This is a genomic window from Nocardia amikacinitolerans, from assembly GCF_900215415.1.
GTDB lineage: Bacteria > Actinomycetota > Actinomycetes > Mycobacteriales > Mycobacteriaceae > Nocardia > Nocardia amikacinitolerans.
Genome location: NZ_OBEG01000007.1, coordinates 106,601 through 127,902, shown reverse-complemented (window position 1 = coordinate 127,902; position 21,302 = coordinate 106,601). Strand labels below are relative to the sequence as shown.

At 70.1% G+C, this 21,302-nt stretch carries 20 protein-coding genes and 1 riboswitch; of the genes, 7 read left to right on the top strand and 13 right to left on the bottom strand.

Translation table 11 applies throughout. The annotated features are described in order from the left end of the window. Nucleotides 1-8: 8 nt before the first annotated feature. Nucleotides 9-719, top strand: a complete 711-nt coding sequence (locus tag CRP45_RS28055) for a cyclase family protein (RefSeq protein WP_097247734.1) — start codon at nucleotides 9-11, stop codon at nucleotides 717-719. Nucleotides 720-766: 47 nt separating this feature from the next. Here the strand turns inward: CRP45_RS28055 and hpt are convergent, their stop codons facing one another. The 4 genes from hpt to CRP45_RS28035 form a co-directional block, all read right to left on the bottom strand. Further along, nucleotides 767-1,321, bottom strand: coding sequence for a hypoxanthine phosphoribosyltransferase (hpt, locus tag CRP45_RS28050; RefSeq protein WP_040773205.1), 555 nt, complete (start codon nucleotides 1,319-1,321; stop codon nucleotides 767-769). Between the two features lie 54 nt (nucleotides 1,322-1,375). Then, entirely contained in the window at nucleotides 1,376-2,548 is a 1,173-nt protein-coding gene (gene tilS / locus CRP45_RS28045; protein WP_097247733.1) for a tRNA lysidine(34) synthetase TilS, read from the bottom strand. A gap of 432 nt (nucleotides 2,549-2,980) precedes the next feature. Continuing rightward, the gene (locus tag CRP45_RS28040; RefSeq protein WP_097247888.1) at nucleotides 2,981-4,096 is read right to left on the bottom strand and encodes a zinc-dependent metalloprotease; all 1,116 of its coding nucleotides are present in this window, start codon (nucleotides 4,094-4,096) and stop codon (nucleotides 2,981-2,983) included. A gap of 13 nt (nucleotides 4,097-4,109) precedes the next feature. After that, entirely contained in the window at nucleotides 4,110-5,516 is a 1,407-nt protein-coding gene (locus CRP45_RS28035; RefSeq protein WP_097247732.1) for a D-alanyl-D-alanine carboxypeptidase/D-alanyl-D-alanine-endopeptidase, read from the bottom strand. A gap of 230 nt (nucleotides 5,517-5,746) precedes the next feature. On the opposite strand from CRP45_RS28035, the gene CRP45_RS28030 reads away from it, so the two are divergent. Next, a complete protein-coding gene (locus CRP45_RS28030) occupies nucleotides 5,747-6,238 on the top strand; it encodes an inorganic diphosphatase (RefSeq protein WP_067789948.1) in 492 nt (163 codons plus the stop codon). A 158-nt stretch (nucleotides 6,239-6,396) separates the two neighbouring features. Here the strand turns inward: CRP45_RS28030 and CRP45_RS28025 are convergent, their stop codons facing one another. The 4 genes from CRP45_RS28025 to CRP45_RS28010 all read right to left on the bottom strand — a co-directional run bounded on the left by CRP45_RS28025 (nucleotide 6,397) and on the right by CRP45_RS28010 (nucleotide 10,113). Next, a complete protein-coding gene (locus tag CRP45_RS28025; protein WP_067789945.1) occupies nucleotides 6,397-6,639 on the bottom strand; it encodes a hypothetical protein in 243 nt (80 codons plus the stop codon). 294 nt (nucleotides 6,640-6,933) lie between these two features. Then, nucleotides 6,934-8,718 (bottom strand): MDR family MFS transporter, encoded by a 1,785-nt coding sequence (locus CRP45_RS28020; protein ID WP_143861562.1) that lies wholly within the window; start codon nucleotides 8,716-8,718, stop codon nucleotides 6,934-6,936. After that, on the bottom strand, nucleotides 8,715-9,212 hold the full coding sequence (locus CRP45_RS28015; protein WP_097247731.1) for a MarR family winged helix-turn-helix transcriptional regulator: 498 nt from the start codon (nucleotides 9,210-9,212) through the stop codon (nucleotides 8,715-8,717). Before CRP45_RS28015 ends, CRP45_RS28020 begins: the two co-directional genes overlap by 4 nt. 79 nt (nucleotides 9,213-9,291) lie before the next feature. Further along, entirely contained in the window at nucleotides 9,292-10,113 is an 822-nt protein-coding gene (locus tag CRP45_RS28010; protein ID WP_097247730.1) for a crotonase/enoyl-CoA hydratase family protein, read from the bottom strand. Between the two features lie 98 nt (nucleotides 10,114-10,211). Between CRP45_RS28010 and CRP45_RS28005 the strand changes: the two genes are divergently transcribed. Beyond that, the gene (locus CRP45_RS28005) at nucleotides 10,212-10,688 is read left to right on the top strand and encodes a YbaK/EbsC family protein (RefSeq protein WP_097247886.1); all 477 of its coding nucleotides are present in this window, start codon (nucleotides 10,212-10,214) and stop codon (nucleotides 10,686-10,688) included. Nucleotides 10,689-10,787: 99 nt separating this feature from the next. Continuing rightward, on the top strand, nucleotides 10,788-11,339 hold the full coding sequence (locus tag CRP45_RS28000) for a flavin reductase family protein (RefSeq protein WP_342747046.1): 552 nt from the start codon (nucleotides 10,788-10,790) through the stop codon (nucleotides 11,337-11,339). A gap of 135 nt (nucleotides 11,340-11,474) precedes the next feature. Here the strand turns inward: CRP45_RS28000 and CRP45_RS27995 are convergent, their stop codons facing one another. Next, complete coding sequence (locus CRP45_RS27995) at nucleotides 11,475-11,651, bottom strand: helix-turn-helix domain-containing protein (protein ID WP_281256225.1); 177 nt, start codon at nucleotides 11,649-11,651, stop codon at nucleotides 11,475-11,477. After that, on the bottom strand, nucleotides 11,652-12,971 hold the full coding sequence (locus CRP45_RS27990; protein WP_097247728.1) for an aminotransferase class V-fold PLP-dependent enzyme: 1,320 nt from the start codon (nucleotides 12,969-12,971) through the stop codon (nucleotides 11,652-11,654). Between the two features lie 46 nt (nucleotides 12,972-13,017). Continuing rightward, nucleotides 13,018-13,131, bottom strand: a riboswitch (SAM riboswitch). An 88-nt stretch (nucleotides 13,132-13,219) separates the two neighbouring features. On the opposite strand from CRP45_RS27990, the gene CRP45_RS27985 reads away from it, so the two are divergent. The 3 genes from CRP45_RS27985 (at nucleotide 13,220) to CRP45_RS27975 (ending at nucleotide 19,344) form a co-directional block, all read left to right on the top strand. Then, complete coding sequence (locus tag CRP45_RS27985) at nucleotides 13,220-13,852, top strand: LysE family translocator (RefSeq protein WP_097247727.1); 633 nt, start codon at nucleotides 13,220-13,222, stop codon at nucleotides 13,850-13,852. A gap of 210 nt (nucleotides 13,853-14,062) precedes the next feature. Continuing rightward, nucleotides 14,063-17,995 carry a Pls/PosA family non-ribosomal peptide synthetase gene (locus CRP45_RS27980; RefSeq protein ID WP_425436979.1) on the top strand — a complete coding sequence of 1,311 codons (3,933 nt, stop codon included), beginning with the start codon at nucleotides 14,063-14,065 and terminating at the stop codon, nucleotides 17,993-17,995. Then, on the top strand, nucleotides 17,995-19,344 hold the full coding sequence (locus tag CRP45_RS27975; RefSeq protein ID WP_097247725.1) for a M1 family metallopeptidase: 1,350 nt from the start codon (nucleotides 17,995-17,997) through the stop codon (nucleotides 19,342-19,344). The genes CRP45_RS27980 and CRP45_RS27975 overlap by 1 nt, the downstream gene beginning before the upstream one ends. 13 nt (nucleotides 19,345-19,357) lie before the next feature. On the opposite strand, the gene CRP45_RS27970 is transcribed toward CRP45_RS27975, so the two are convergent. The 3 genes from CRP45_RS27970 to CRP45_RS27960 form a co-directional block, all read right to left on the bottom strand. After that, entirely contained in the window at nucleotides 19,358-19,543 is a 186-nt protein-coding gene (locus CRP45_RS27970; protein ID WP_067789919.1) for a hypothetical protein, read from the bottom strand. Between the two features lie 762 nt (nucleotides 19,544-20,305). Then, nucleotides 20,306-20,767, bottom strand: coding sequence for a DUF2752 domain-containing protein (locus tag CRP45_RS27965; RefSeq protein ID WP_084483308.1), 462 nt, complete (start codon nucleotides 20,765-20,767; stop codon nucleotides 20,306-20,308). A gap of 109 nt (nucleotides 20,768-20,876) precedes the next feature. Continuing rightward, the gene (locus CRP45_RS27960) at nucleotides 20,877-21,254 is read right to left on the bottom strand and encodes a glyoxalase superfamily protein (RefSeq protein WP_097247724.1); all 378 of its coding nucleotides are present in this window, start codon (nucleotides 21,252-21,254) and stop codon (nucleotides 20,877-20,879) included. Nucleotides 21,255-21,302 lie beyond the last annotated feature (48 nt).

The following is a 21,302-nucleotide window of genomic DNA, read 5'->3' as shown; positions in this document are numbered from 1 at the left end:
GGAGCGCGATGAAACCACCGTTCGGCAGGTTGGTCAGCCTGTCGCATGTGCACGATCCGGCGACGACGCCGATCTTCCCAGGCGACCCGGAGTTCCGCACCGACATCGTCGCCACCGTCGCCAACGACGGCTACTACCTGCGGTACATCCAGCAGGGCGAGCACACCGGAACGCATTGGGGCGCACCGATCCACTTCCACGCCGACGGGCTGGCGGCCGACGAACTGGACCTGGCCGATCTGCTGCTGCCCGCGGTGAAGATCGACGTGCGCGAGCGGTGCGCGGCGGACCGCGATTACGCCGTCACCGTGGACGATCTGCGGCGCTGGGAATCGCGGCACGGCCGCATCCCGGACGGCGCGGCCGTGGTCGCGTGGACCGGGTGGGACGCCAAGTGGGGCGGCCCGGATTTCATCGGGGTCGACGAATCGGCCGGTCGCCAGCCCGGATTCGCGGTCGAGACGGTGGAGTGGCTGCTGCGCACGGGACGGCTGGGCAGGCGCGGCGCGCTCGGCACCGACACCTTCGGCCCCGATGTGGGCGCCGACGACGCGTACACGGTCTCCAAGCTGCTCTACCGCGAGCACCGGATCAGCCTGGAATGCCTGGCGAACCTGGCCGAACTCCCCGCGACCGGCGCCTGGATCCTGGTCGGCAGCCCCCTCTACCGAGGCGGGTCCGGCTCCCCCGCAACCATTTTCGCGCTACTACCCGACTGAAGGCGCCCATCGGCCGGTCCGGCACGATGAAGGTGACCTTCGGTCCGCTACCCGCCGTATACCTTCGGGTCGAGCGTGCCGATGTAGGGCAGGTCGCGGTAGCGCTCGGCGTAGTCGAGGCCGTAGCCGACGACGAACTCGTTCGGGATGTCGAAGCCCACGTGGGCCACATCGACGTGGGTGCGCAGCGCGTCCGGCTTGCGCAGCAGGGTGACCACCTCGAGCGAGGCCGGGTTGCGGGTGGACAGGTTGCGCTTGAGCCACGAGAGCGTCAGGCCGGAGTCGATGATGTCCTCGACGATCAGCACGTTGCGGCCCGCGATGTCCTTGTCCAGGTCCTTCATGATCCGCACCACGCCCGAGGACGAGGTCGACGAGCCGTAGGAGGAGACGGCCATGAACTCCATCTGGGTCGGGATGGGCAGCGCCTTGGCCAGATCGGTCATGAAGAAGATCGCGCCCTTGAGCACGCCGACCAGCAGCAGGTCACCCTCGGGTGCGTCGGCCGGGTAGCGCTTGGCGATCAGCTCGGCAAGCTCCTGGGTCTTGGCGGCGATCTGTTCCTCGGTGATCAGCACCGACGCGATGTCGTCCCCGTACACGTCAGTTGGTTTCCCTTCCTGTGCGCCGCTGGTTTCGATCGATCCCGCTCGGCATCAGTCACTGCGCAGACATCGGTCGTGTTCGCGCAGTGTCAGCCTGCCATGTTCGCGCGCGGCAACCAACCTCGTGTCCGGTGTACCGCCGCCGACCGCCACCCCTCCCTGCCCGCGCCACGCCGTGACCAGGGCGTCCACCGCCCGTAAATGCTTGTCGGTCAGGGCTTTCGCCCCGCCGTGCAGCAGCCAGGAGCGGATCGCCCTGCGGCGCAGCGCGGCGGGCGCAGTGGCGAGCATCTCGATCGACAGCGCCACCTCATCATCGACGCCGCCGGGACCCTCGGCGGCACGGCCGGGCACCTTCGCGGCCTCCAGCAACTCGTCGGCAAGCACGTCGAGCAGCGCGCCGTCCTCGCGCAGTTGCTCCGCGGTGCGGGCGAGCGCGGCCGCGACGCCGCCGCCGAGTACGTCCTCGAGCAGCGGCAACGCCTCGGTGCGCAGCCGGACCCTGGTGAATTCGGGTGACAGGTTGTGCGGGTCCTCGTGCGGGGTGCGACCGAGGTCGGCGCACATCTGGCGGGTCGTGACCCGCCGGACGCCGAGCAGGGGCCTGCCCCACGGTTCGGCGTAGGCCGCCATGCCTTGGATCGAGCGTCCGCCGGAACCGCGGGCGAGTCCGAGCAGCACGGTCTCGGCCTGATCGTCGAGGGTGTGGCCGAGCAGGACGGGCGCGCCGTGGCGGGCGGCGTCCAGCGCCGCGTACCTGGCCGTGCGCGCCGCCGCCTCCAAGCCGCCTTCGCTGCCGACGTCCACCGCGAGCACGTGGGCCGATCGGCAGCCGAGCGCGAGGGCCGCGGCGGCCGCGTCCGCCGCCACCTGCCCCGAGCCTTCTTGCAGGCGATGGTCGACGATCAGCGCGTCGACGTGCCCGAGCTCGACGACCGCCGCGGCCGTCAAAGCCAGTGAGTCCGCTCCGCCGGACAGCCCGACCGCTACCGATGCACCCTGCGCCAAGTGCTCCCCCGCCCACGCACGCACCGCGCGCCGGACCTCGAGCACCGCCGCGGTCTCCGGCAACCTGCGCGGTCCACCCGAACCAGCGCCGCCCGCACCCGAACCAGCGCCGCCCGCACCCGAACCAGCGCGGCCCACGCCGCCCGAACCAGCGCTGCCCGCGGTAGGCCCGGTTGCCTCACGCTGCCCGGGCGTCGCTCGTACCGCACGGCCCATGGGGAGGACACTACCGATGTCCCGCCGCCCCCGATACGGTGATCGGCGCGCGGGAATCGCGGACGCGGCGCGCCGCTCGGCGAGCCGACGACGACCGTGCTCAGCCGCGCCGAACAGGCAGTGCCCGCTGCCCGCGAGGTCCGCAGCGGCAACGTCTGCCTCCATCTGGACGGCACGGGAGCGCCGAATGGATCTGTCTGCCAACCGAGAGCTGGTGCCACGTCCAGGATGGTCGGCGCGGTAACCGACCGAAGGCCGCCTTCATCCCGCCAGACCGACTGGACGTGACCTTCATTCACCCGACCTGCGTGCACCGGTGGGCCGATCAAGGGTGACCTTCAGTCGGCTTTGCTTGTCCAAACTTTGCGGACGGGCATCGGTACCTCCGCACGGCACTGGATCGGCCGTACCGATGTGGGCTCGGAAGTTCGCTCAGCCCAGGACGCGGGCGATCCAGCGGTCCGGGTTCTCGATCTCGTCCGGCCGGGGCAGGGTCTCGGGATTCGACCACACGACGTTGAACCGCTCCATGCCGACGCGACCCACGACGTGGTCGACGAACGCCTTGCCGCGGACGTACTGCGCGACCTTCGCGTCCACGCCGAGCAGGGCACGCAGGATGCGCTGGATCGGGTTGGTCGGGCGCTTGCGGCGCTTGTCGAACGCGGCGCGGATCTGCTCGACCGACGGGATGACCGTGGGACCCACGGCGTCCATCACGTGGTCGGCGTGGCCTTCGAGCAGGGTGCCGAGCATGAGCAGCCGGTCGAGGGCCTCGCGCTGCGGCGGCGCCTGGGTGGCGCGCAGCAGACCGACGACGCCGCGGGTGGCCGGATCGTCGTTGGCGGTACCGCGGCGGCGGTCGCGTAGTTCCTCGACCAAACGGGTCAGCATGTCGGTCAGCGGCTCGTCACCGACCTCGGAGAGGATGTCGACGTTGTTGCGCATGTACTCGGCCAGCCAGGGCGCGGAGGAGAACTGCACTCGGTGGGTCACCTCGTGCAGGCACACCCAGAACCGGAAGTCGGCTGCCGGGACCCCGAGCGCGCGCTCGACGGCCATGATGTTCGGCGCGACCAGCAGCAGCGTGCCGTCCGGCCCGGTGAACGGGTCGTACTGGCCGAGAATGGCGGTGGAGAGGAACGCGAGCATGGCGCCCGCCTGCACGCCTGCGGGCTTGCCCGCGAAGCCGCCGCGACCCCGTGTATCGCCGCCGGTGCCGGTGAGCTGGGCCATGGAGTCGGCGGCCGCGCCGATCCAGCCGGGCCGGTCGACGATGCGCGCCGCGGGCACGGGCTGGTCATCGAGCAGTCCGCTCACCTCGCGAACCGGTCCCTCGGCCCGCACCGACGCCTCGGCCAGCTCGGCGACGACCTGCTCGGCCGAGTAGCGCGAGGTGCGCGGACCCGGCGGCACAAGGGCCGATCCGGTGCGCGCGGCCAACCGCCAGTCGACGGCGCCGGACAGGCCGGAGCGACGTCGCGCCTTGCCGTCCGATGCCGAATCGGCGATGGCGGATTCGCGTGTCTTGTCAGCGCCTTCGATCATGGTCAACCACCCGTCACGAGCATCCACAGTTGCGCAGCGTGCCTGCGATGGCGTCCAACGCGGGCCTGCTCACCTCCGGCGGCCGGTCGTTCGACATCAACGCGAAGGTCAGCACCCGGCCATCCCGGTCGAGCACATACCCGACCAACGTGCTGGCCACCGAGAGAGTTCCGGTCTTGGCGCGCACCCATCCTGCGCCGCCGCGGTTCTGGGTGACATATCGGCTGGCCAGCGAGCCCGTCGCGCCCGCGACCGGCAGATCGTCCAGCATCGGCGCGAGGGTGGCCGCGAGCTTCTCGCCTGCGGGCCTTGCCTTCGTGCCGGTCGGCCGGGTGAGCGCGTCACCGGCCGACTGGGCGGCGGTGGCGACGATCTTGTCCAGCAGGCGCGCGGGGATGCGGTCGTCGGTGGAGAGTCCGCTGGTGTCGTGCATCACCACCCCGTTCAGATCGAAACCGGCCTTCTCCAGTGTGGCGGCCATGGCGGCGACCGCGCCGCCGAACGACGGTTCGTGTCCGGTCGCCACCGCGATCTCCCGGCCGATGGTCTCGGCGAGCACGTTGTCGGAGTAGACCATCATGTCGCGCAGCCGGTCGCGCAGCGGCGCGGACTGCACGCTCGCCACCTCGGCCGCGCCCGGCGCCGCCTTGCCCGCGCGCACCCGAGACGGGTCGAGACCGAGTTCGGTGGCGAGCCTGCGTCCGGCGTCCAGCGCGGGGGTCGAGGTGCGCGGGGAGTATTCGACGAGCGGTTCGATGCGGCCGCCGTCGATCATCACCGCTTCGATCGGGGCGATCGAGCCGCCGGGGATGTCGGAGTCCTCCCAGCCCTTCGCCATGGTCGGCCCGGCGAAGGCGGTGGTGTCGACAACGATGGTGTCCGCCGTGCTTCCGGCGAGCTTGATCTGCGCGACCAGGTCGGCGAGGCGCGGGCCCTTCGGGTAGTAGCCCTTGCCGTCGGCCTGCGCGGTCAGCGTCGGATCGCCGCCGCCGACCAGCACCAGTTCGTTCGGCGCCGTCCCGGCGACCACTTTGGTGGTGACCCGCTGGTCCTGCGGCAGGGCGAGCAGCGCGGCCGCGGTGGTGAGGATCTTGGCGGTGGACGACGGAATCATCGGGGTGCCCGGATCTTGGCTCCACAGCGTGGTCCCGCTGTCGGCGTCGGTGACGACACCGGCGAACGTGCCGAGATCCGGATTGGCCAGCGCGCCACCGAGCGCCGCCGCCACACCGGCCGGGCTCGGCGCGGGCGCGTTCGACGGCGCGGGAGCCACTTGCGGAAAGGGCTTCACCGGCGGAGGCGGCGCGGCGATGGTCAGCCCGCCGTGCCGGAACTCCGGGGTCCACGGCTGGACGACGACCAACGCGCCGGCAACCGCGATCAGCAGCACACCGAAGGTCGCCCCGAATCCGATCCACATTCTGCGGCGGCGCCGTGCGGCCAAGTCACCGATATTTCTCTTGTTCCCGCCAACCACGTACCCGTCGTCTCCCTGACTCGGCTGCCGCGCCACCCGGCGCACCCATGCCCTTCAAAACCTCGGCCCCACCGATCACACTATCCTCGTTTCGCTACCGTTCCCCCGAACAACCTGGCGAGTCGGCGGTCGTGCCCGCTCGAGCCACCGGATGCAGCACAGAAGGAGATGGCGTGGAGTTCGACGTCACCATCGAGATCCCCAAGGGTTCCCGCAACAAGTACGAGGTCGATCACGAGACCGGCCGTGTTCGGCTCGACCGGTTCCTCTACACCTCCATGGCCTACCCGGCCGACTACGGCTTCATCGAGAACTCGCTCGGCGAGGACGGTGACCCGCTGGACGCGCTGGTCCTGCTGCCCGACTCGGTGTTCCCCGGCGTGATCGTCGAGGCGCGCCCGGTCGCGATGTACAAGATGGAGGACGAGGCGGGCGGCGACGCCAAGGTGCTGTGCGTGCCCGCGGGCGACCCGCGCTGGGACCACATCCAGGACCTGGCCGACGTGCCGGAGTTCGAGCTCGCCGCGATCAAGCACTTCTTCGAGCGCTACAAGGACCTGGAGCCGGGCAAGTACGTGAAGGGCTCGGAGTGGGTCGGTCGCGCCGAGGCCGAGGCCGAGGTGGAAGCCTCCTTCAAGCGTCTGCAGGAGAAGGGCGGCCACTGAGCCGCACGACGAAGGCGGGAGGTCCGTACGGACCTCCCGCCTTTTTCGTTGTCCCCGAAGGGTTCTCCGTTACGCGAAAGGGACGCCCGGCGCTCGCCGGACGTCCCTGGGGAACCGATCACGGTGCTCCGAGCACCGATTACGGGTGGTTTCGCGGGTCAGTAGTAGATGTAGAGGTCCCAGCCGTCCCAGGCCTCGACGCACTCCCAGTAGTAGCCGCCGGTGCTCGGCGAGACGCCGTCGGCGCGGCAGGCCTCGAAGGTGGCGTAGGTGCCGATGTAGGTGGCGCCGTAGCCGGTCGCCTGGTAGGTCGGCGCGGCGTTCGCCGTGGCAGCCGTCGACACCCCGGCGACGGCTGCGGTGGCAAGAAGGCCAGCGGCGAGGAAGGACTTGATTCGCATTTCACTGCTCCTGGAAAGCGAGGTTGATGTTGACCTCTCTCAAGGTAGGGAGCGAAACCCCGCCGAACAGCCACCCCTAGGGCTCGAACCCCCACCCCCTCAGGAGATTCCACCTTCCCCACCCTGCACGGGGATTCACCCCGCACCCTCGCAATCCGCAGGACTCGCCCACACCTCCACAACCGCTTCGACCATTTCCGACGCCACGCGGCCGCGGCGGCTTCCCCGGCAGCGAAACCGCCATGGCCGCAACATTTCCCGCTGGCGAGCGTGCGTCGTGCAGCCGGCGGTCGGTCACGAATCCGGACCGTCCACACCGCGCCGCGCGCTCTCGCGGTTCGCGCTCTGGTCCAGGGGCGGCTCCACGGTCGCACCGCCGGGCAGCGGCAGGCCGGTCTGTTCGAGGAGCCGCGTCTCGGTGTCCACCACGTTGTCGTTTGCCGCCTGGATGCCGCCGACCATGCGCAGCGGCACTTCCTTCCAGAACAGCACGAGGATCAGCGCGAGCAGCGAGAGGCAGGTGAGGGCGAGGAACACCGTCGACATGGAGTCGGCGAAACCGACCTGGAAGGGTCTGGCCAGTTCCGGGCTGAGCTGCTGGATGATCGAGCTGTCCTTCAGCACCTCGCCCGCGGCCGAAGTGTCCTGGGCGAGCAGGCCTTTGGCCAGTGCGGCGTCGGCGGGGTTGCCGCTCTGCGCACCGGCGAGGACGGCCCGCGCGAACTCCGGGTCGCTTGCGGCGGAGTGCAGTTCGTCGGTGATGTTCGGCGTCATCCGCGCGAACAGGATGGACAGGAACACCGCGACGCCCAGCGTGCCGCCGATCTGCCGGAAGAAGGTGGCGGACGCGGTGGAGACGCCCATGTCCTTGGGCGGCAACGCGTTCTGCAAGGCGAGGGTGAGCGGCTGCATGAGGTTGCCGAGGCCGAAGCCGGTGCAGGTCATGAAGAGCATGGCCAACCACAGCGGGCTGTCGGCGTCGAGGAAGTGCAGCAGGAACAGACCGAGCGTCAGCGTGGTCGCGCCGATGATCGGGAAGATCCGGTAGCGGCCGGTCCGCGAGATCAACTGACCGGACAGGATCGAACCGAGCATCAATCCCAGCACCATCGGCAACATTTGCAGACCGGCCAGTGTCGGGCTCGCGCCGCGCACCACCTGGAGGTACTGCGGCAGCAGCGAGATGCCGCCGAACATGGCCGCGCCGACCACGAACGAGATGACGACACCCAGCGCGAAGGTGCGGTTGCCGAAGATTCGCAACGGGATCAGCGCCGCGTCCTTCAGCCCTTTCTCGACCACGACGAACCCGACGACGCCGAGCGCGCCGATCACATAGCAAGTCACCGAAGCGACGCTGCCCCAACCCCATTCGCGCCCTTGCTCGGCGACGATGAGCAGCGGCACCAGTCCGACGGCAAGCACGAGCACGCCCCACCAGTCGACCCGATCGGTGGAGTGCGGCTTCTTCGGCAAGCGCAGCACTCGCGAAACCACCGCCAGCGCAACGAGTCCCACCGGCACGTTGACCAGGAACACCCAGCGCCAGCCGCTGACGCCGAGGAGGGTGTCCTGCCCGGCGAGAACGCCGCCGAGCACCGGGCCGATCACGCTGGACGTGCCGAACACCGCGAGGAAATAGCCCTGGTAGCGGGCCCTTTCGCGCGGACCGACGATGTCGCCGAGGATGGCGAGCGCCAGCGACATCAGCCCGCCCGCGCCCATGCCCTGCACGGCGCGGAAGGCGGCCAGCTGGTACATCGACTGCGCGAGCGTGCACAGCAGCGAGCCGACAACGAAGATGCTGATGGCCGCCATGAAGAAGGGCTTGCGGCCGAACATGTCCGACAACTTGCCGTACAGCGGTGTGGTGAGGGTGGCGGTGATCAGGTAGGCGGTGGTGGCCCAGGCCTGGAGCGCGTAGCCGTCGAGATCGTCGGCGATGGTGCGGATCGCCGTCGAGACGATGGTCTGGTCCAGCGAGGAGAGCAGCATGCCGAGCATGAGCCCGCTGAGGATGGTCAGGATCTGCCGGTGGGTGAATCCCGCCTGCGGTGTCACGGCAGTCGGAGTGGTCACGAATTCCGCTCCGCTTCATCCGGATTCGTGAGCCGCGGCCCGGCGACCATCATGGGTCGCGCGCGTTCGAAATCGTCGACGAACTGGCGCAGCAGGTCCGCAAAGAGCGCGCGGTTGTCCGGCGTCCAGTCGGCCATCACCCGGGTCAGGTTGTCGTGGCGGCGCCTGCGGATCCGCTCGGCCACCTCCCGTCCGCGCTCGGTCACCTCGAGCACCGTCGCACGCCCGTCGGCGGGGTCGGCCGTCCGCCGGACCAGTTCACGCTCGACCAGTTGGGCGACCTGACGGCTGACCGTCGACGCGTCGGAGTACACCGCCTCGGCCAGCGCGCCAGAGCGCATCGGACCGTCGCACAGCAACCGGAACAGCACGGCGAACACGGCCGGGTCGACGCGGTCCTCGGTGCGGATCTGCAAGGCGGTCCGGTCGCGGATGCGCTGGAGCCGGGTCAGTTGCACCGCGATGGTGTCGATCGAGAGGTCGTCCGCGTCCACGCACCGCCACCTTTACTTGCGCCAATCAATTAGTTGTCCGTCGCAAGTATGTCGGTGCGTGGACGCGGGAGGCAACCGCTTATCGACCCTTGAACTGCGGCTCCCGCTTCTCGAACACGGCCTGGATGGCCTCGGTCAGGTCCTCCGACGGCAGGAAGGCCGCGTTCCACGCCGAGACGTAGCGCAGGCCTTCGGCCACCTCCGACGCGCGCTTCTGGTCCAGCACGTCCTTCACGCCCTGCACCACGAGCGGCGGGTTCGCGGCGATCTCGCGCGCCATCGCGTGCGCCGCGTCCAGCACCGCCTCTTGGTCCGGGTACACGTCGTTGATCAGGCCGATCTTCTCGGCGCGCGCGGCGTCGATGTCCTTGCCGGTGTAAGCGAGCTCGCGCAGGTGGCCCTCACCGATGATGCCGGGCAGCCGGTGCAGCGACCCGATGTCGGCGACGATCGCGACCTTGGCCTCGCGCAGGCTGAACTTGGCGTCGGCACTCGCCAGCCGGACGTCGACGGCCGCGATCAGGTCGAGGCCGCCGCCGATGCACCAGCCGGAGATGGCCGCGATCACCGGCTTGGTGCACTCGGCCACCGCGGTGACCGAGTCCTGCATCCGCCGGATCTCCTTGAGGAAGTCGGTGCGCGGCGCGGCGAGCGCCTTGTCGGCCAGCAGCGGACCGAAGGTGCCCGCCATGGCCGGGAGGTCGAGTCCGTAGGAGAAGTGCTTGCCCGAGCCGGTGAGCACGATGGCGCGCACCTCGGGATCGGCGTCGAGGCCGCGGAAGATCTCGGGGAGTTCCCGCCAGAAGTCCGGGCCCATCGCGTTGCCCTTGCCGGGGCCGGTCAACGTCACCTGCGCGACGTGGTCCTTTGTCTCGACGGTGAAAGCCTGCCAGTCAGTCATTTGTACAGCGTATACGCCCCTTCCGCGGGCCGTCCGGGGGAATGCGCGGCGGCTTTCGTCGACAGGAGCAAATGCGCAGCCGCACTTACCCTGAATTCATGAGCAGGGCCCAGCTACCTCCGGTCGCCTGCCGGGTCGCCGACACGCTGATCGCGCGCGGCCATCACGGCGTCATCCTCCGCCAACCGACACCCACCCGAACCGCGGCCGACGCGGCGCGCGCCCTCGGCGTCGAGGTGGGCGCGATCACCAAATCGCTGGTATTCCTGCTGGACGAGGATCCGGTGCTGCTGCTCGTCTCCGGGGCGCACGAGGTGGACCTGACCCAGACCGGCGCTCGACTGGAAGGCACGCTCACCCGCGCGCCCGCGGCGTTGGTGCGGGAGGTGACGGGTCAGCCGATCGGCGGGGTCGCACCGGTGGGGCATCCCACCAACCTGCCGACCTGGGTGGACAACGCGTTGGCCAGGCACCCGGAGCTGTGGGCGGCGGGCGGGCATCCGAACACGCTGTTCCGTACGTCGTTCCGTGAGTTGGTGCGGATCACCGCCGGGCTTCCGATCGACGTGGACTGAATCTCACACCGCCGCGTGAGCTGCGGGTTTCCCGGACGAACGGCAATCGAACAACAATCGCGCGAGCCGAATTCGACGAATCGGGCGTACTTTCGTCATGTGACCGAAGCACCGCAGCCGCACACCGGCGTCCGGATCCCCGACGACCTGAGCGGCATCACCGCCGAGCAGTACCGCGCGTCCATGCGTCACTATCCGGCGGGCGTCACCGTGGTCACGCTCTCCTGCCCGAAGGGACCGGTCGGCTTCACCGCGACCTCCTTCGCCTCGCTCTCGCTGGAACCGCCGCTGGTGTCGTTCAACATCGCGCACACCTCGTCCAGCATGGCCGCGATGCTCGACGCCGACTCCGTCGTCATCCACTTCCTCGGCGAACACCAGCAGCACATCGCCAAGCGCTTCTCCCGCTCCGCCGAGGAACGCTTCACCGACCGCTCACTGTGGACCACCCTGGACACCGGCGAACCCGTCCTGCACGGAACCCCCATCTGGGTCCGCGCCGTCGTCCAGCAACTCATCCCCATCGGCGACCACACCTTCGTCGTCGGCCTGGTCACCCGCGTCCACGACAACACCGACGAAAAGCCCGCCGCCGCACCGCTGTTGTACTACAACGGCCGCTACCACCGCCCGTCCTCGCTGGAGGACTGAGTGGGCTCAGGAGCCGTCCAGCTCCTCGAGCGCGACCTCCATCGGGAACGGGCCGGTCAATCGCAGCGCGTCCTGATGCGTTTCGGCGAGCCGATAGGTCCGGCTCGCCCAGTCCAGGCGCAACGCACGATGCCCCTAGGCGACTCGCGGCTTCACTTCGACAACGAGGTCCGCGTCCAGCGCACTGGCCAACCGCTCCAGAACGGGCAGGCTCGGGATAGTCCCGCCCGCTTCGAACCGCGCTACCGCCGACTGGGTCATCCCCGCCGCTTGCGCGAGCGCGGTTTCGGCGGATCTGGTGCGGCCGAGGATTCAGGCGATGAGGCAGGGGGTGGCGCCGGTGGTGGGGGTGGCGGTGAAGGGGCGGGTTTCGGGGGTGGGGTTCCAGAGGCCGTCGGTTTCGGCGTAGTTCCAGGAGGGGCCGCGGTGGACAAGGGTGGCGACGGCGTCGACGAGGCGGTCGATGTCGGTGGACGTGGTGCCGAGGCCGATGCTTGCGCGCAGTGCGCCGTCGAGGCCGAGGCGGGCGAGCAGCGGGTGGGCGCAGAAGCGGCCGTCGCGCACGCCGATGGCGTGTTCGGCGGAAAGGTAGGCGGCGACGTGGCCGGGTGCGAAGCCCGCGACGGTGAACGCGACGATGCCGACGGAATCGGGACTGTCGGACCAGATGCGCAGCGTCTCGACGCCCGGGATGGCGCACAGTCCGTCGCGCAGGCGGTCGGCGAGCAGGCGTTCGTGCGCGGCCAACGCCGCGGGGTCGATGGCGGCGAGCGCGTCGCAGGCGGCGGCGATCGCGGCAGCGCCGAGCACGTTCGGCGAACCCGCCTCGTGCCGCTGCGGCGCGGGCGCCCATTCGGTGTGCTCGGTGCTCACCGCGCGGACCGCACCGCCGCCCGCGAGATACGGCTCGGCCCGATCCAGCCAGTCGCGGCGGCCGACCAGCACACCTGCACCGAACGGCGCGTACAGCTTGTGACCCGAGAAGGCGAGATAGTCGATACCCTTCTCCCGCAGACTGATTCGCCGGTGCGGCGCGAGCTGGGCCGCGTCGACCAAAATGCGCGCCCCGCACTGGTGCGCGATGTCGGCGAGCCGCTCCAACGGCACCACTTCCCCGGTGACATTCGACGCCCCCGTGACCGCGAGCAGCGCGGCGGGCTTGCTGCACAACTCCGCCACCAGCAATCGGATGGTCTCGGCGACGGTGTCGGCGGCGCGCACCACCCGGCGTCCGTGCCGCGTCCACGGCAGGAAATTGGCGTGATGTTCGATGTCGAGCACCACGGTGTCGCCCGGCACGCAGGACGCGAGCAGGTTCAGCGAGTCGGTCGTGTTGCGGGTGAACACCACCACCTGGTCGTCGTCGGCGTCGAGGAAACGGGCGACCGAACCGCGGGCCGCCTCGTAGCACTCGGTGGAGATGCGCGAGGCGTAACCTGCGCCGCGGTGCACGCTGGCGTAGTACGGCAACAACCGCTGGATCCGGTCGGTGACCTGGGCCAGCGCGGGCGCGCTCGCGGCGTAGTCGAAGTTGGCGTAGGTGCGGGTTCCGCCCTGCACGAGCGGCACCGGCAGATCGTCACCCGAGACGCGGGCGAAGGCGGCGCAGGTCTGGTCCACAACAGAAGTCATCACGTAATCCCGTCGGCTATGGGACTCGCAATCGAGAGATTCGTCGAGTCCGCGCTTGCCGCACCCGGTCGGGCGGCGGCCCGGTCGTCACCCGGAGCACCCCACCGCGGAGGAGGGTTGCCGACCAGCTAGCCGGGGCTTAGCGCTGGTACTCATGACCTGTTTCGAGGTTGGCAGACCGCACGCGGCTCTGTCAACCTCCGGATCAATTGGTTGCGCCGACGACAGAACTGCGCTGCACTCGGTGGATGACGCCCTCCCTGCTGCTGAGCTTCGTCGGATTGTGCGTCCTGCTTTCCCTCACTCCGGGGCCGGATTCGTTCCTGGTGCTGCGCTTTTCGATCGTGGACGCCCGTCCCGGCATCGCCGCGGCGGTGGGTTCCGCGCTCGGCGGCTTGGTGTGGGCGGTGGTGGTTGCCGCGGGCGTCGCCGCGCTCCTGGAGCAATCCGCCACCGCGTATCGCGCGCTGAAGATCGTCGGCGGAATCTATTTGGTGTACTTGGGAATTCGCACGCTCATCGAATTGCGCAGGCGGCGGGCACTGGCCGATCCCGAATTCGATTCCAGCGGCGGGAAAACCGCGCCCTCGGTTCGCTCGGCGTTCACGGCGGGCGTGGTCTCGTGTCTGTTCAACCCGAAGGTCGGCCTGTTCTACCTGGCCGTGCTGCCCCAGTTCCTGACCGAGATCACTTTTCTCAACACCCTCGCGCTCGGCGCGATCGAATGCACCGTCGCGGCCGTCGAAATGATCCTGCTCGCCCTGCTCGCCGCCCGCGCGGTGGCGTTCCTGCGCAGTCCGAAGGTCCGCGATCGGCTCGAACAGGCCAGCGCCGGAATCCTCACGGCGCTGGGACTCGGCACCGCGGCCTCGGCGACCTGACGGACGCTGCCGGACGCGTCCGAAACCCGCGCACGACCGGACCGAATCTGGCCTATCAGCCATTTCGCACAGCGGGTTCGCCCCTCGACATCACACCGCGAGCCCGGCGATTTCACCGATACCGCGGGTACCTTGGTCTGTTGGTCACCGTGGCGTTTGCCAATCGGTAACCCTCATGTGAGACAACCAACGGCGACGCAAGGCAGGTCTATGAGAGGTGGGTCGGACGTGATGCTCCAGCCGCAGGTAGACACCGCGGCGGGCGAGGGCCCGACCGGGCGAGCGCTGTCCGATCCCCTCCGGCGCGGGGTCGCCGCGCCTCCCGCACGGACCCTGGTCGACATTCTTTCGGCGACCGCCGAAGCCCATCCGGACGCGCACGCCATCGACGACGGCGAGATCCTGCTCACGTATCGCGAGCTGCTCGCCGCGATCCAGCACCGAGTGGGCGAGCTCACGGCGGCGGGCGTGCGGTCGGGTGACCGGGTCGGCGTCCGGATGCCTTCCGGCAGCCATGATCTCTACGTCACGATCCTCGCCGTGCTGTGGGCGGGCGCCGCGTACGTCCCGGTCGACGCCGACGACCCGGACGAGCGTGCCCGTTTGGTGTTCGGCGAGGCCCGGGTCAGCGCCATCGCCGGAGTCGACGGAATCCGTCCGGTCGTCGAACGCGACACCGCGCCAACGCAATCCGATCATGCCCTCCCCACCCCCGAAGACGACGCCTGGATCATCTTCACCTCCGGCTCCACCGGCACCCCCAAGGGCGTCGCGGTCACCCACCGCAACGCCGCCGCTTTCGTCGACGCCGAGTCTCGACTCTTCCTGCAGGACGCGCCCATCGGCCCCGGCGACCGTGTCCTCGCCGGTCTCTCGGTCGCCTTCGACGCCTCCTGCGAGGAGATGTGGCTGGCCTGGCGGCACGGCGCCTGCCTGGTGCCCGCCCCGCGCGCGCTGGTGCGCACCGGCGCGGACCTCGGGCCTTGGCTGGTTCGTCGGGAAATCAGCATCGTCTCGACCGTGCCGACGCTGGCCGCGACCTGGCCCGCCGAGGCACTGGAACCGGTTCGGCTGCTGATCTTCGGCGGCGAGGCCGTGCCGCCGGAACTCGCCGAACGCCTTGCGGGCGACGAGGATTCGGGCCGCGAGGTGTGGAACACCTACGGCCCCACCGAGGCCACCGTCGTGGCGTGCGCGGCCCTGCTCACCGGAGAGCCGCCGATTCGCATCGGATTGCCGTTGGACGGCTGGGATCTGGCGGTGGTCGACGCGCAGGGCAACCCGGTCGGCGAGGGCGAATCGGGCGAACTCGTCATCGGCGGCGTCGGACTCGGCCGCTACCTGGATCCCGCCAAGGACGCCGAGAAGTATGGGCCGCTGCCCGCACTCGGCTGGGAACGCGCTTACCGCAGCGGCGATCTGGTCCGCAACGAGCGCGCCGGACTCGTCTTCCTCGGCCGCGCCGACGATCAGATCAAGCTCGGCGGCCGCCGCATCGAACTCGGCGAGATCGACAACGCGCTCCAGCATCTGCCCGGCGTCACCGGAGCGGCCGCCGCGATCCGAACGACCAAGGCGGGCAACAAGATGCTGGTCGGCTACCTCACCGGACCGGACGCCGACTTCGACGTGCACGCCGCCCGCGAACTGCTCGCCGGACAGCTGCCCGCACCGATGGTGCCGCGCCTCGCGGTGGTCGGCGAACTGCCCACCCGCACCTCGGGCAAGGTCGACCGCGACGCTTTGCCGTGGCCGCTGCCTAAGACCAAGCCCGCCGACGCCGACATGTCCCCCACCGCGCGTTGGGTCGCCGGACTCTGGGACGCCATCCTCGGCGCCGAGGCGACCGGCCCCGACGCCGACTTCTTCGACCTCGGCGGCGGCTCGCTCGCCGCCGCCCAGCTGGTCACCGCGCTGCGCGAACGCTATCCGCGGGTCGCCGTCGCCGATCTCTACGACCATCCGCGCCTCGGCGCGCTCGCCGACTGGCTCGACGCCAGCGTCCCCACCGCCGCGGTCGTGGAACGCACCGTGCGCCCGACCCCGCGCGCCGCGCAGTGGGTGCAGGTGCTCGCCACGGTGCCGCTGACCACCCTGACCGGATTGCAGTGGCTCACTTGGCTGGCCATCGTCGGCAATATCGCGGCGTGGTCGGGATCGCTGCCCTGGCTGCCTCGACTGTCCTGGTGGTGGGCGCTGATCGCGTTCCTGCTCTTCATCTCCCCGCCAGGCCGGATGGCGCTGTGCGTTGCCGGGTCGCGCGTGCTGTTGCGCGGTATCGAGCCGGGCAGCTATCCGCGCGGCGGCTCGGTGCACCTGCGTCTGTGGGCGGCGGTGCGGCTGTCCGAGGCGAGCGGCGCCGAGAACCTTTCCGGCGCACCGTGGATGGTGCCGTTCGCGCGGGCGCTCGGCGCGCGCATCGGCAAGGGCGTCGACCTGCACACGTTGCCGCCGGTCACCGGGATGCTCGAACTGGGCGACGGGTGCAGCGTGGAACCCGAGGTCGATCTGTCCGGCTACTGGATCGACGGCGACCTCGTGCACATCGGACCGATCACCATCGGCCCCGGCGCGGTGGTCGGCGCGCGCTCGATCCTGCTGCCGGGCACGCGGATCGGCAAGAACGCCGAGATCGCGCCGGGTTCCGCGGTCTCGGGCAAGGTCAAGGCCGAACAGGAATGGGCGGGCTCCCCTGCCGTGAAGGTCGGCCGCGCCCGGCACCGCTGGCCCGCGCACACGCCGCCGCGCGCCCGGCACTGGGTCCCGATCTTCGGCATCACCTCGATGGCGCTCGCCGCGCTCCCGATCCTCGGCCTCGGTACAGGTGGCGCGTTCCTGGCCTGGTGGGTCCGCGACACCACGACGCTCACCGCCGCGCTCGGCCGCGCCTTCGCCGTACTGCCGGTGGCCGTGCTGCTCGTGCTCGGCGTGTACGCCGCGGCGACCGTCGTCCTGGTGCGTCTGTTCGCGATCGGACTGACCGAGGGCCACCATCCGGTGCGCAGCCGCGTCGGCTGGCAGGCCTGGGCCACCGAACGGCTGCTCGACTCCGCGCGCACCTTCCTGTTTCCGCTCTACGCCAGCCTGCTCACGCCGCTGTGGCTGCGCCTGCTCGGCGCGAAGGTCGGCAAGCACGTCGAGGCATCGACCGTGCTGCTGCTGCCCAAGTTCACCACCGTCGCCGACGGCGCGTTCCTTGCCGACGACACCATGGTCGCCGGTTACGAACTCGGCGGCGGCTGGCTGCGCATCGGCGAGGCCAAGGTCGGCAAGCGCGCCTTCCTCGGCAACTCGGGCATGACCGCGCCCGGCCGCCGGGTACCGAAGAACGGGCTGGTCGCCGTGCTCTCGGCCGCGCCGTCCAAGGCCAAGGCGGGGTCCTCGTGGCTCGGCAGCCCGCCGGTGCGCCTGCGCCGCGCCTCCGAAACGGCCGACGCCCGCCGCACTTTCGATCCGCCGCGGCGGCTGCGCGTCGCGCGGGCGATCGTCGAGACGTGCAGGCTGATCCCGGTGCTCGTCACCTTCGCCATCGGCCTCGGCGTGCTCTTCGCGCTGGCCTGGCTGGCCCAGCGGATCGGTCACCTGCCGACCGCGCTGCTCAGCGGCGTCGTGCTGCTGGTCGCGGGCGCTGTCGCGTGCGGTAGCGCGGTGGCCGCGAAGTGGTTGCTGGTGGGTCGGATTCGGGCCGAGGAGCATCCGCTGTGGAGCTCGTTCGTCTGGCGCAACGAGGTCTCGGACACGTTCGTCGAGACCGTCGCAGCGCCCTGGTTCGCCCGCGCCGCGACCGGAACGCCGGTGCTGAATCTGTGGCTTCGCGCGCTCGGCGCGCGCATCGGCCGCGGGGTATGGTGCGAGTCCTACTGGCTACCGGAGGCGGATCTGGTGACACTCGGCGACGGCGCGACCGTGGAACGGGGCTGCGTGGTGCAGACTCATCTGTTCCACGATCGGATCATGGCCATGGACACCGTCACCCTCGGCGCGGGCGCCACCCTCGGCCCGCACTGCGTCGCCCTGCCCGCGGCGGGTCTGGGCGCGGGCGCGACCGTCGGCCCCGCCTCGCTCGTGATGCGCGGCGACACCGTGCCGCCGTCGACCAGGTGGTGGGGCAACCCCATCGCACCGTGGCACGAGGAGGGCTGATGGGTGACAAGTTCTACGAGAAGCCCATCGACGACTACCTGCCGCAGAACGGCAATCGTGGCTATCGGGTCTCACGGTACGAGCTCGATCTGGTCTACCGGGTGGCGAGCAACCGGCTGAGCGGGCGCGCGGAGATCACCGCGGTCACCACCGCCGTCCAGCCCCGGTTCAGCCTCGACCTCGGGCAGGCGTTGACGGTGTCGAAGGTGTTCGTGAACGGCGCCAAGGCCGCGAAATACGGTCACCAGCACGGCAAATTGGTCGTCACGCCGCAGCAGAAGATCCCGGCGGGCGGCGTGCTCTCGGTGGTGATCCAGTACGCGGGCGTGCCCAAGCCGGTGCGCGGGCCGTGGGGCGAGGTGGGCTGGGAGGAGCTGTCCGAGGGCGCACTCGTCGCCAGCCAGCCCAACGGGGCCGCGTCCTGGTTTCCCTGCGACGACCACCCGAGTTCCAAAGCGAGCTACCGGATTTCGATCACCACCGACAGCCCGTACTATGCCGTCGCCAACGGCACGCTGATGCGCAAGCAGACGAAGGCCAGCCAGACCACCTGGGTGTACGAGCAGCCGGAACCGATGTCGAGCTATCTGGCGACCATCCAGATCGGGCACTACCGCAAGCATCGCGTCGGGCCTGCGCACGGACCGGTGCCCATGCAGGCGGTCGTGCCGCCACGGCTGCGCGCCGAGTTCGAACACGACTTCGCGCGTCAACCGCGGATGATGGAGGTCTTCACCGAACGGTTCGGCCCCTATCCGTTCGGCGGCTACACGGTGGTGATCACCGACGACGACCTGGAGATTCCCATCGAGGCCCAGGGCATCTCGGTGTTCGGCGCCAACCATTGCGACGGCCGCCGCGGCTCCGAACGGCTCGTCGCACACGAACTCGCGCACCAATGGTTCGGCAACAGCCTGACCCTGCGGCAATGGCGCGACATCTGGCTGCACGAGGGCTTCGCCTGCTACGCCGAATGGATCTGGTCCGAGGCTTCGGGCGGGCCGACCGCCGATCAGCTGGCCCGCGCCGCCCGGCACAACCTGTCGCGGCAGCCGCAGGACATCGTCATCGGAGATCCCGGTCCCAGGCGCATGTTCGACGATCGGGTGTACAAACGCGGCGCGCTCACCCTGCACGCGCTGCGCCTCGAGCTCGGCGAGCCCGGCTTCTTCGACCTGCTACGGGAATGGGTGCTGCGCTACCGGCATTCCTCGGTGAGCACCGAGGAGTTCACCGATCTGGCCGGGCACTACAGCCTGGTGCCGCTGCGTCCGCTGTGGGAAAGCTGGCTGCGCGACGAGGCGCTGCCGCAGCTGCCGCCGCACGGCGGGCAGGTCGGGGCGCGCTGAGTTTCGCCGGGGCTCAGAACACGAGGTAGCGGGCGGCGAGTTCTTCGACGATCGGATCGTCCTCGGCGACGCTGTCCAGGGTGTCCAGGTCGGCCGCCACCGAGATCTGCCTCGGGTCGTCGTGTTCGTTGTCGGACGCGTCCTCGGCCAGCTGACGCAGCAGCTTTTCGCGTACCCGCGCCTTGAGTGAATTCTTCATACCGAGGGCTTGCCCGGTTCGGGGCGCGGGAATCTCGCGGGGAGTACCGGGTTGCTCGGTGCAGCGTCGCGTCCCGGATCGCGGGCGTCCTAGGCGCACGGGAGGACGACACCGGCAGACGACACAGACGCCGCAGGATGCCGGCAAGGAGGGCACAGTCAGTCCGGCCATCCGTTTGGCGATCGGCGCCGCCAGCTCGAAGCCCGTGCGGCTGGCGGGGCAGTCAGTTGTTGGACCCGCGTGCGGCTTGCGGCGGCACAGTCCGTCCGGGACCGCGAGCGGCTGGCGGCACCGTCAGACACGGACCACAAGCGGCAGGCGGCACAGTCCGTCCCCGGACCACGAGCCGCTGGCGCACAGTCAGACACCGGACCACGAGCGGCAGGCAGCACAGCCCGTCCCCAAGCCGCGTGCCGCTGGCGGCCCAGTTAGTCGCCGGACCGCGAGCGGCTGGCAGCACAGCCAGACGCCGACCGCGAGCGGCAGGCAGCACAGTCAGTCGCCGATCCGCGTGCAGCTAGCGACACAGTCCGTCCCCGAACCGCGTGCCGCTGGCGACCCAGTTAGTCGCCGGACCGCGAGCGGCTGGCAGCACAGTCAGTCGCCGATCCGCGTGCAGCTAGCGACACAGTCGGTCTCCGGACCGCGATGGCTGGCGGCACAGCCAGGCCCGGGACCGCGTGCGGTTTGCAGGGCAGTCAGTCGCCGGACCACGTGCAGCTTGGGGCAGTGTGCCGGAACCGCGTGCGGTTGGAGGTGCGGCTAGACGGGAGCCAGCCATGTCCCCCACGGCGTGTTGCGCAGTACCGAGTACACGACGAACAGCGCGAGCACCGTCCACATGAACGGGCGCGGCAGGTCCGGGACGCGGGGGCGTTCGCCGCGCCAAGCGCGCATCGCCCAATCGCCGAGGAAGACCGCGAAGGCCAGGAGCAGCGGAATCGCGAGCAGGTTGCTGTGCAGCGAGTCCAGCAGGCGGCCGTCGGTGAGGTTGTGCACGGCGCGCATGCCGCCGCAGCCGGGGCAGTACAACCCGGTCAGGCCGTAGATCGGGCAGATGCCGTACGAGCCCTCCACGTGCGGGTCACGGAAGTGCAGCAGAACCACGGCCCCCACCGCCGCGCCCGCCGCAAGCGCGGGCAGACCGAGCGCACGCCACCCAGTGCGCCGCACCCGCTGCGGCGGCGGGAACGGGTGCTGGGCTGCGACGTGCGTGGTGTCCACGAGAAACCACGGTAGCGGGATCGCGCGGGTCGGCGCTACAGCCACCGGGCGCGGCGAAAGGAGACCGCCGGCCGTGCTGCTCGGAGTGCGAAAGTTTTTGCGGACCGCACTAATCCGGCTGCGCGAGGCGCAGTACGTTGCCCGAGGGATCGGTCAGGTCGAACCCGGGACCGCCGGGTCCGTCCTCGGGGCAGCCCGGCTTGGCATACCGGTAGTCCTTGGCGGCGAGCTCGGCGTGCAGCGCGTGGATGTCGCCCACCGCGATCCACACCACCGAGCCGGGTGTGCCGTCACCGTGGTGCTCGCTGAGGTGCAGTTTCGCGTCCGACCGGGACACCTGCGCGTAGAGCGGGAAGTTCGCTCCGAACCGGTGCTCCCAGTCAACGGTGAAACCCAAGTAATCGCAATAGAATTCGTAGGCTTTCGCGGTGTCGAACATACGCAGCACCGGAATCGGCGCGGCAAACCGAATGCCCTCGGAGGTCATCGCCCGATCATCGCACCACCCACCGACAGCCCGCGGCCCTCTGCACGC

Excerpts from the sequence above, each read along its gene's own strand:
- CRP45_RS27990 (WP_097247728.1), bottom strand. The coding sequence starts at position 12,971 with ATGACTTCTGTTGTGGACCAGACCTGCGCCGCCTTCGCCCGCGTCTCG.
- CRP45_RS27960 (WP_097247724.1), bottom strand. The coding sequence starts at position 21,254 with ATGACCTCCGAGGGCATTCGGTTTGCCGCGCCGATTCCGGTGCTGCGT.
- CRP45_RS28010 (WP_097247730.1), bottom strand. The coding sequence starts at position 10,113 with ATGACTGACTGGCAGGCTTTCACCGTCGAGACAAAGGACCACGTCGCG.
- CRP45_RS27985 (WP_097247727.1), top strand. The coding sequence starts at position 13,220 with ATGACGCCCTCCCTGCTGCTGAGCTTCGTCGGATTGTGCGTCCTGCTT.
- tilS (WP_097247733.1), bottom strand. The coding sequence starts at position 2,548 with ATGGGCCGTGCGGTACGAGCGACGCCCGGGCAGCGTGAGGCAACCGGG.
- CRP45_RS28025 (WP_067789945.1), bottom strand. The coding sequence starts at position 6,639 with ATGCGAATCAAGTCCTTCCTCGCCGCTGGCCTTCTTGCCACCGCAGCC.
- CRP45_RS28005 (WP_097247886.1), top strand. The coding sequence starts at position 10,212 with ATGAGCAGGGCCCAGCTACCTCCGGTCGCCTGCCGGGTCGCCGACACG.
- CRP45_RS27980 (WP_425436979.1), top strand. The coding sequence starts at position 14,063 with ATGAGAGGTGGGTCGGACGTGATGCTCCAGCCGCAGGTAGACACCGCG.
- CRP45_RS28040 (WP_097247888.1), bottom strand. The coding sequence starts at position 4,096 with ATGATCGAAGGCGCTGACAAGACACGCGAATCCGCCATCGCCGATTCG.
- CRP45_RS28055 (WP_097247734.1), top strand. The coding sequence starts at position 9 with ATGAAACCACCGTTCGGCAGGTTGGTCAGCCTGTCGCATGTGCACGAT.
- CRP45_RS27975 (WP_097247725.1), top strand. The coding sequence starts at position 17,995 with ATGGGTGACAAGTTCTACGAGAAGCCCATCGACGACTACCTGCCGCAG.
- CRP45_RS28035 (WP_097247732.1), bottom strand. The coding sequence starts at position 5,516 with ATGTGGATCGGATTCGGGGCGACCTTCGGTGTGCTGCTGATCGCGGTT.
- CRP45_RS27970 (WP_067789919.1), bottom strand. The coding sequence starts at position 19,543 with ATGAAGAATTCACTCAAGGCGCGGGTACGCGAAAAGCTGCTGCGTCAG.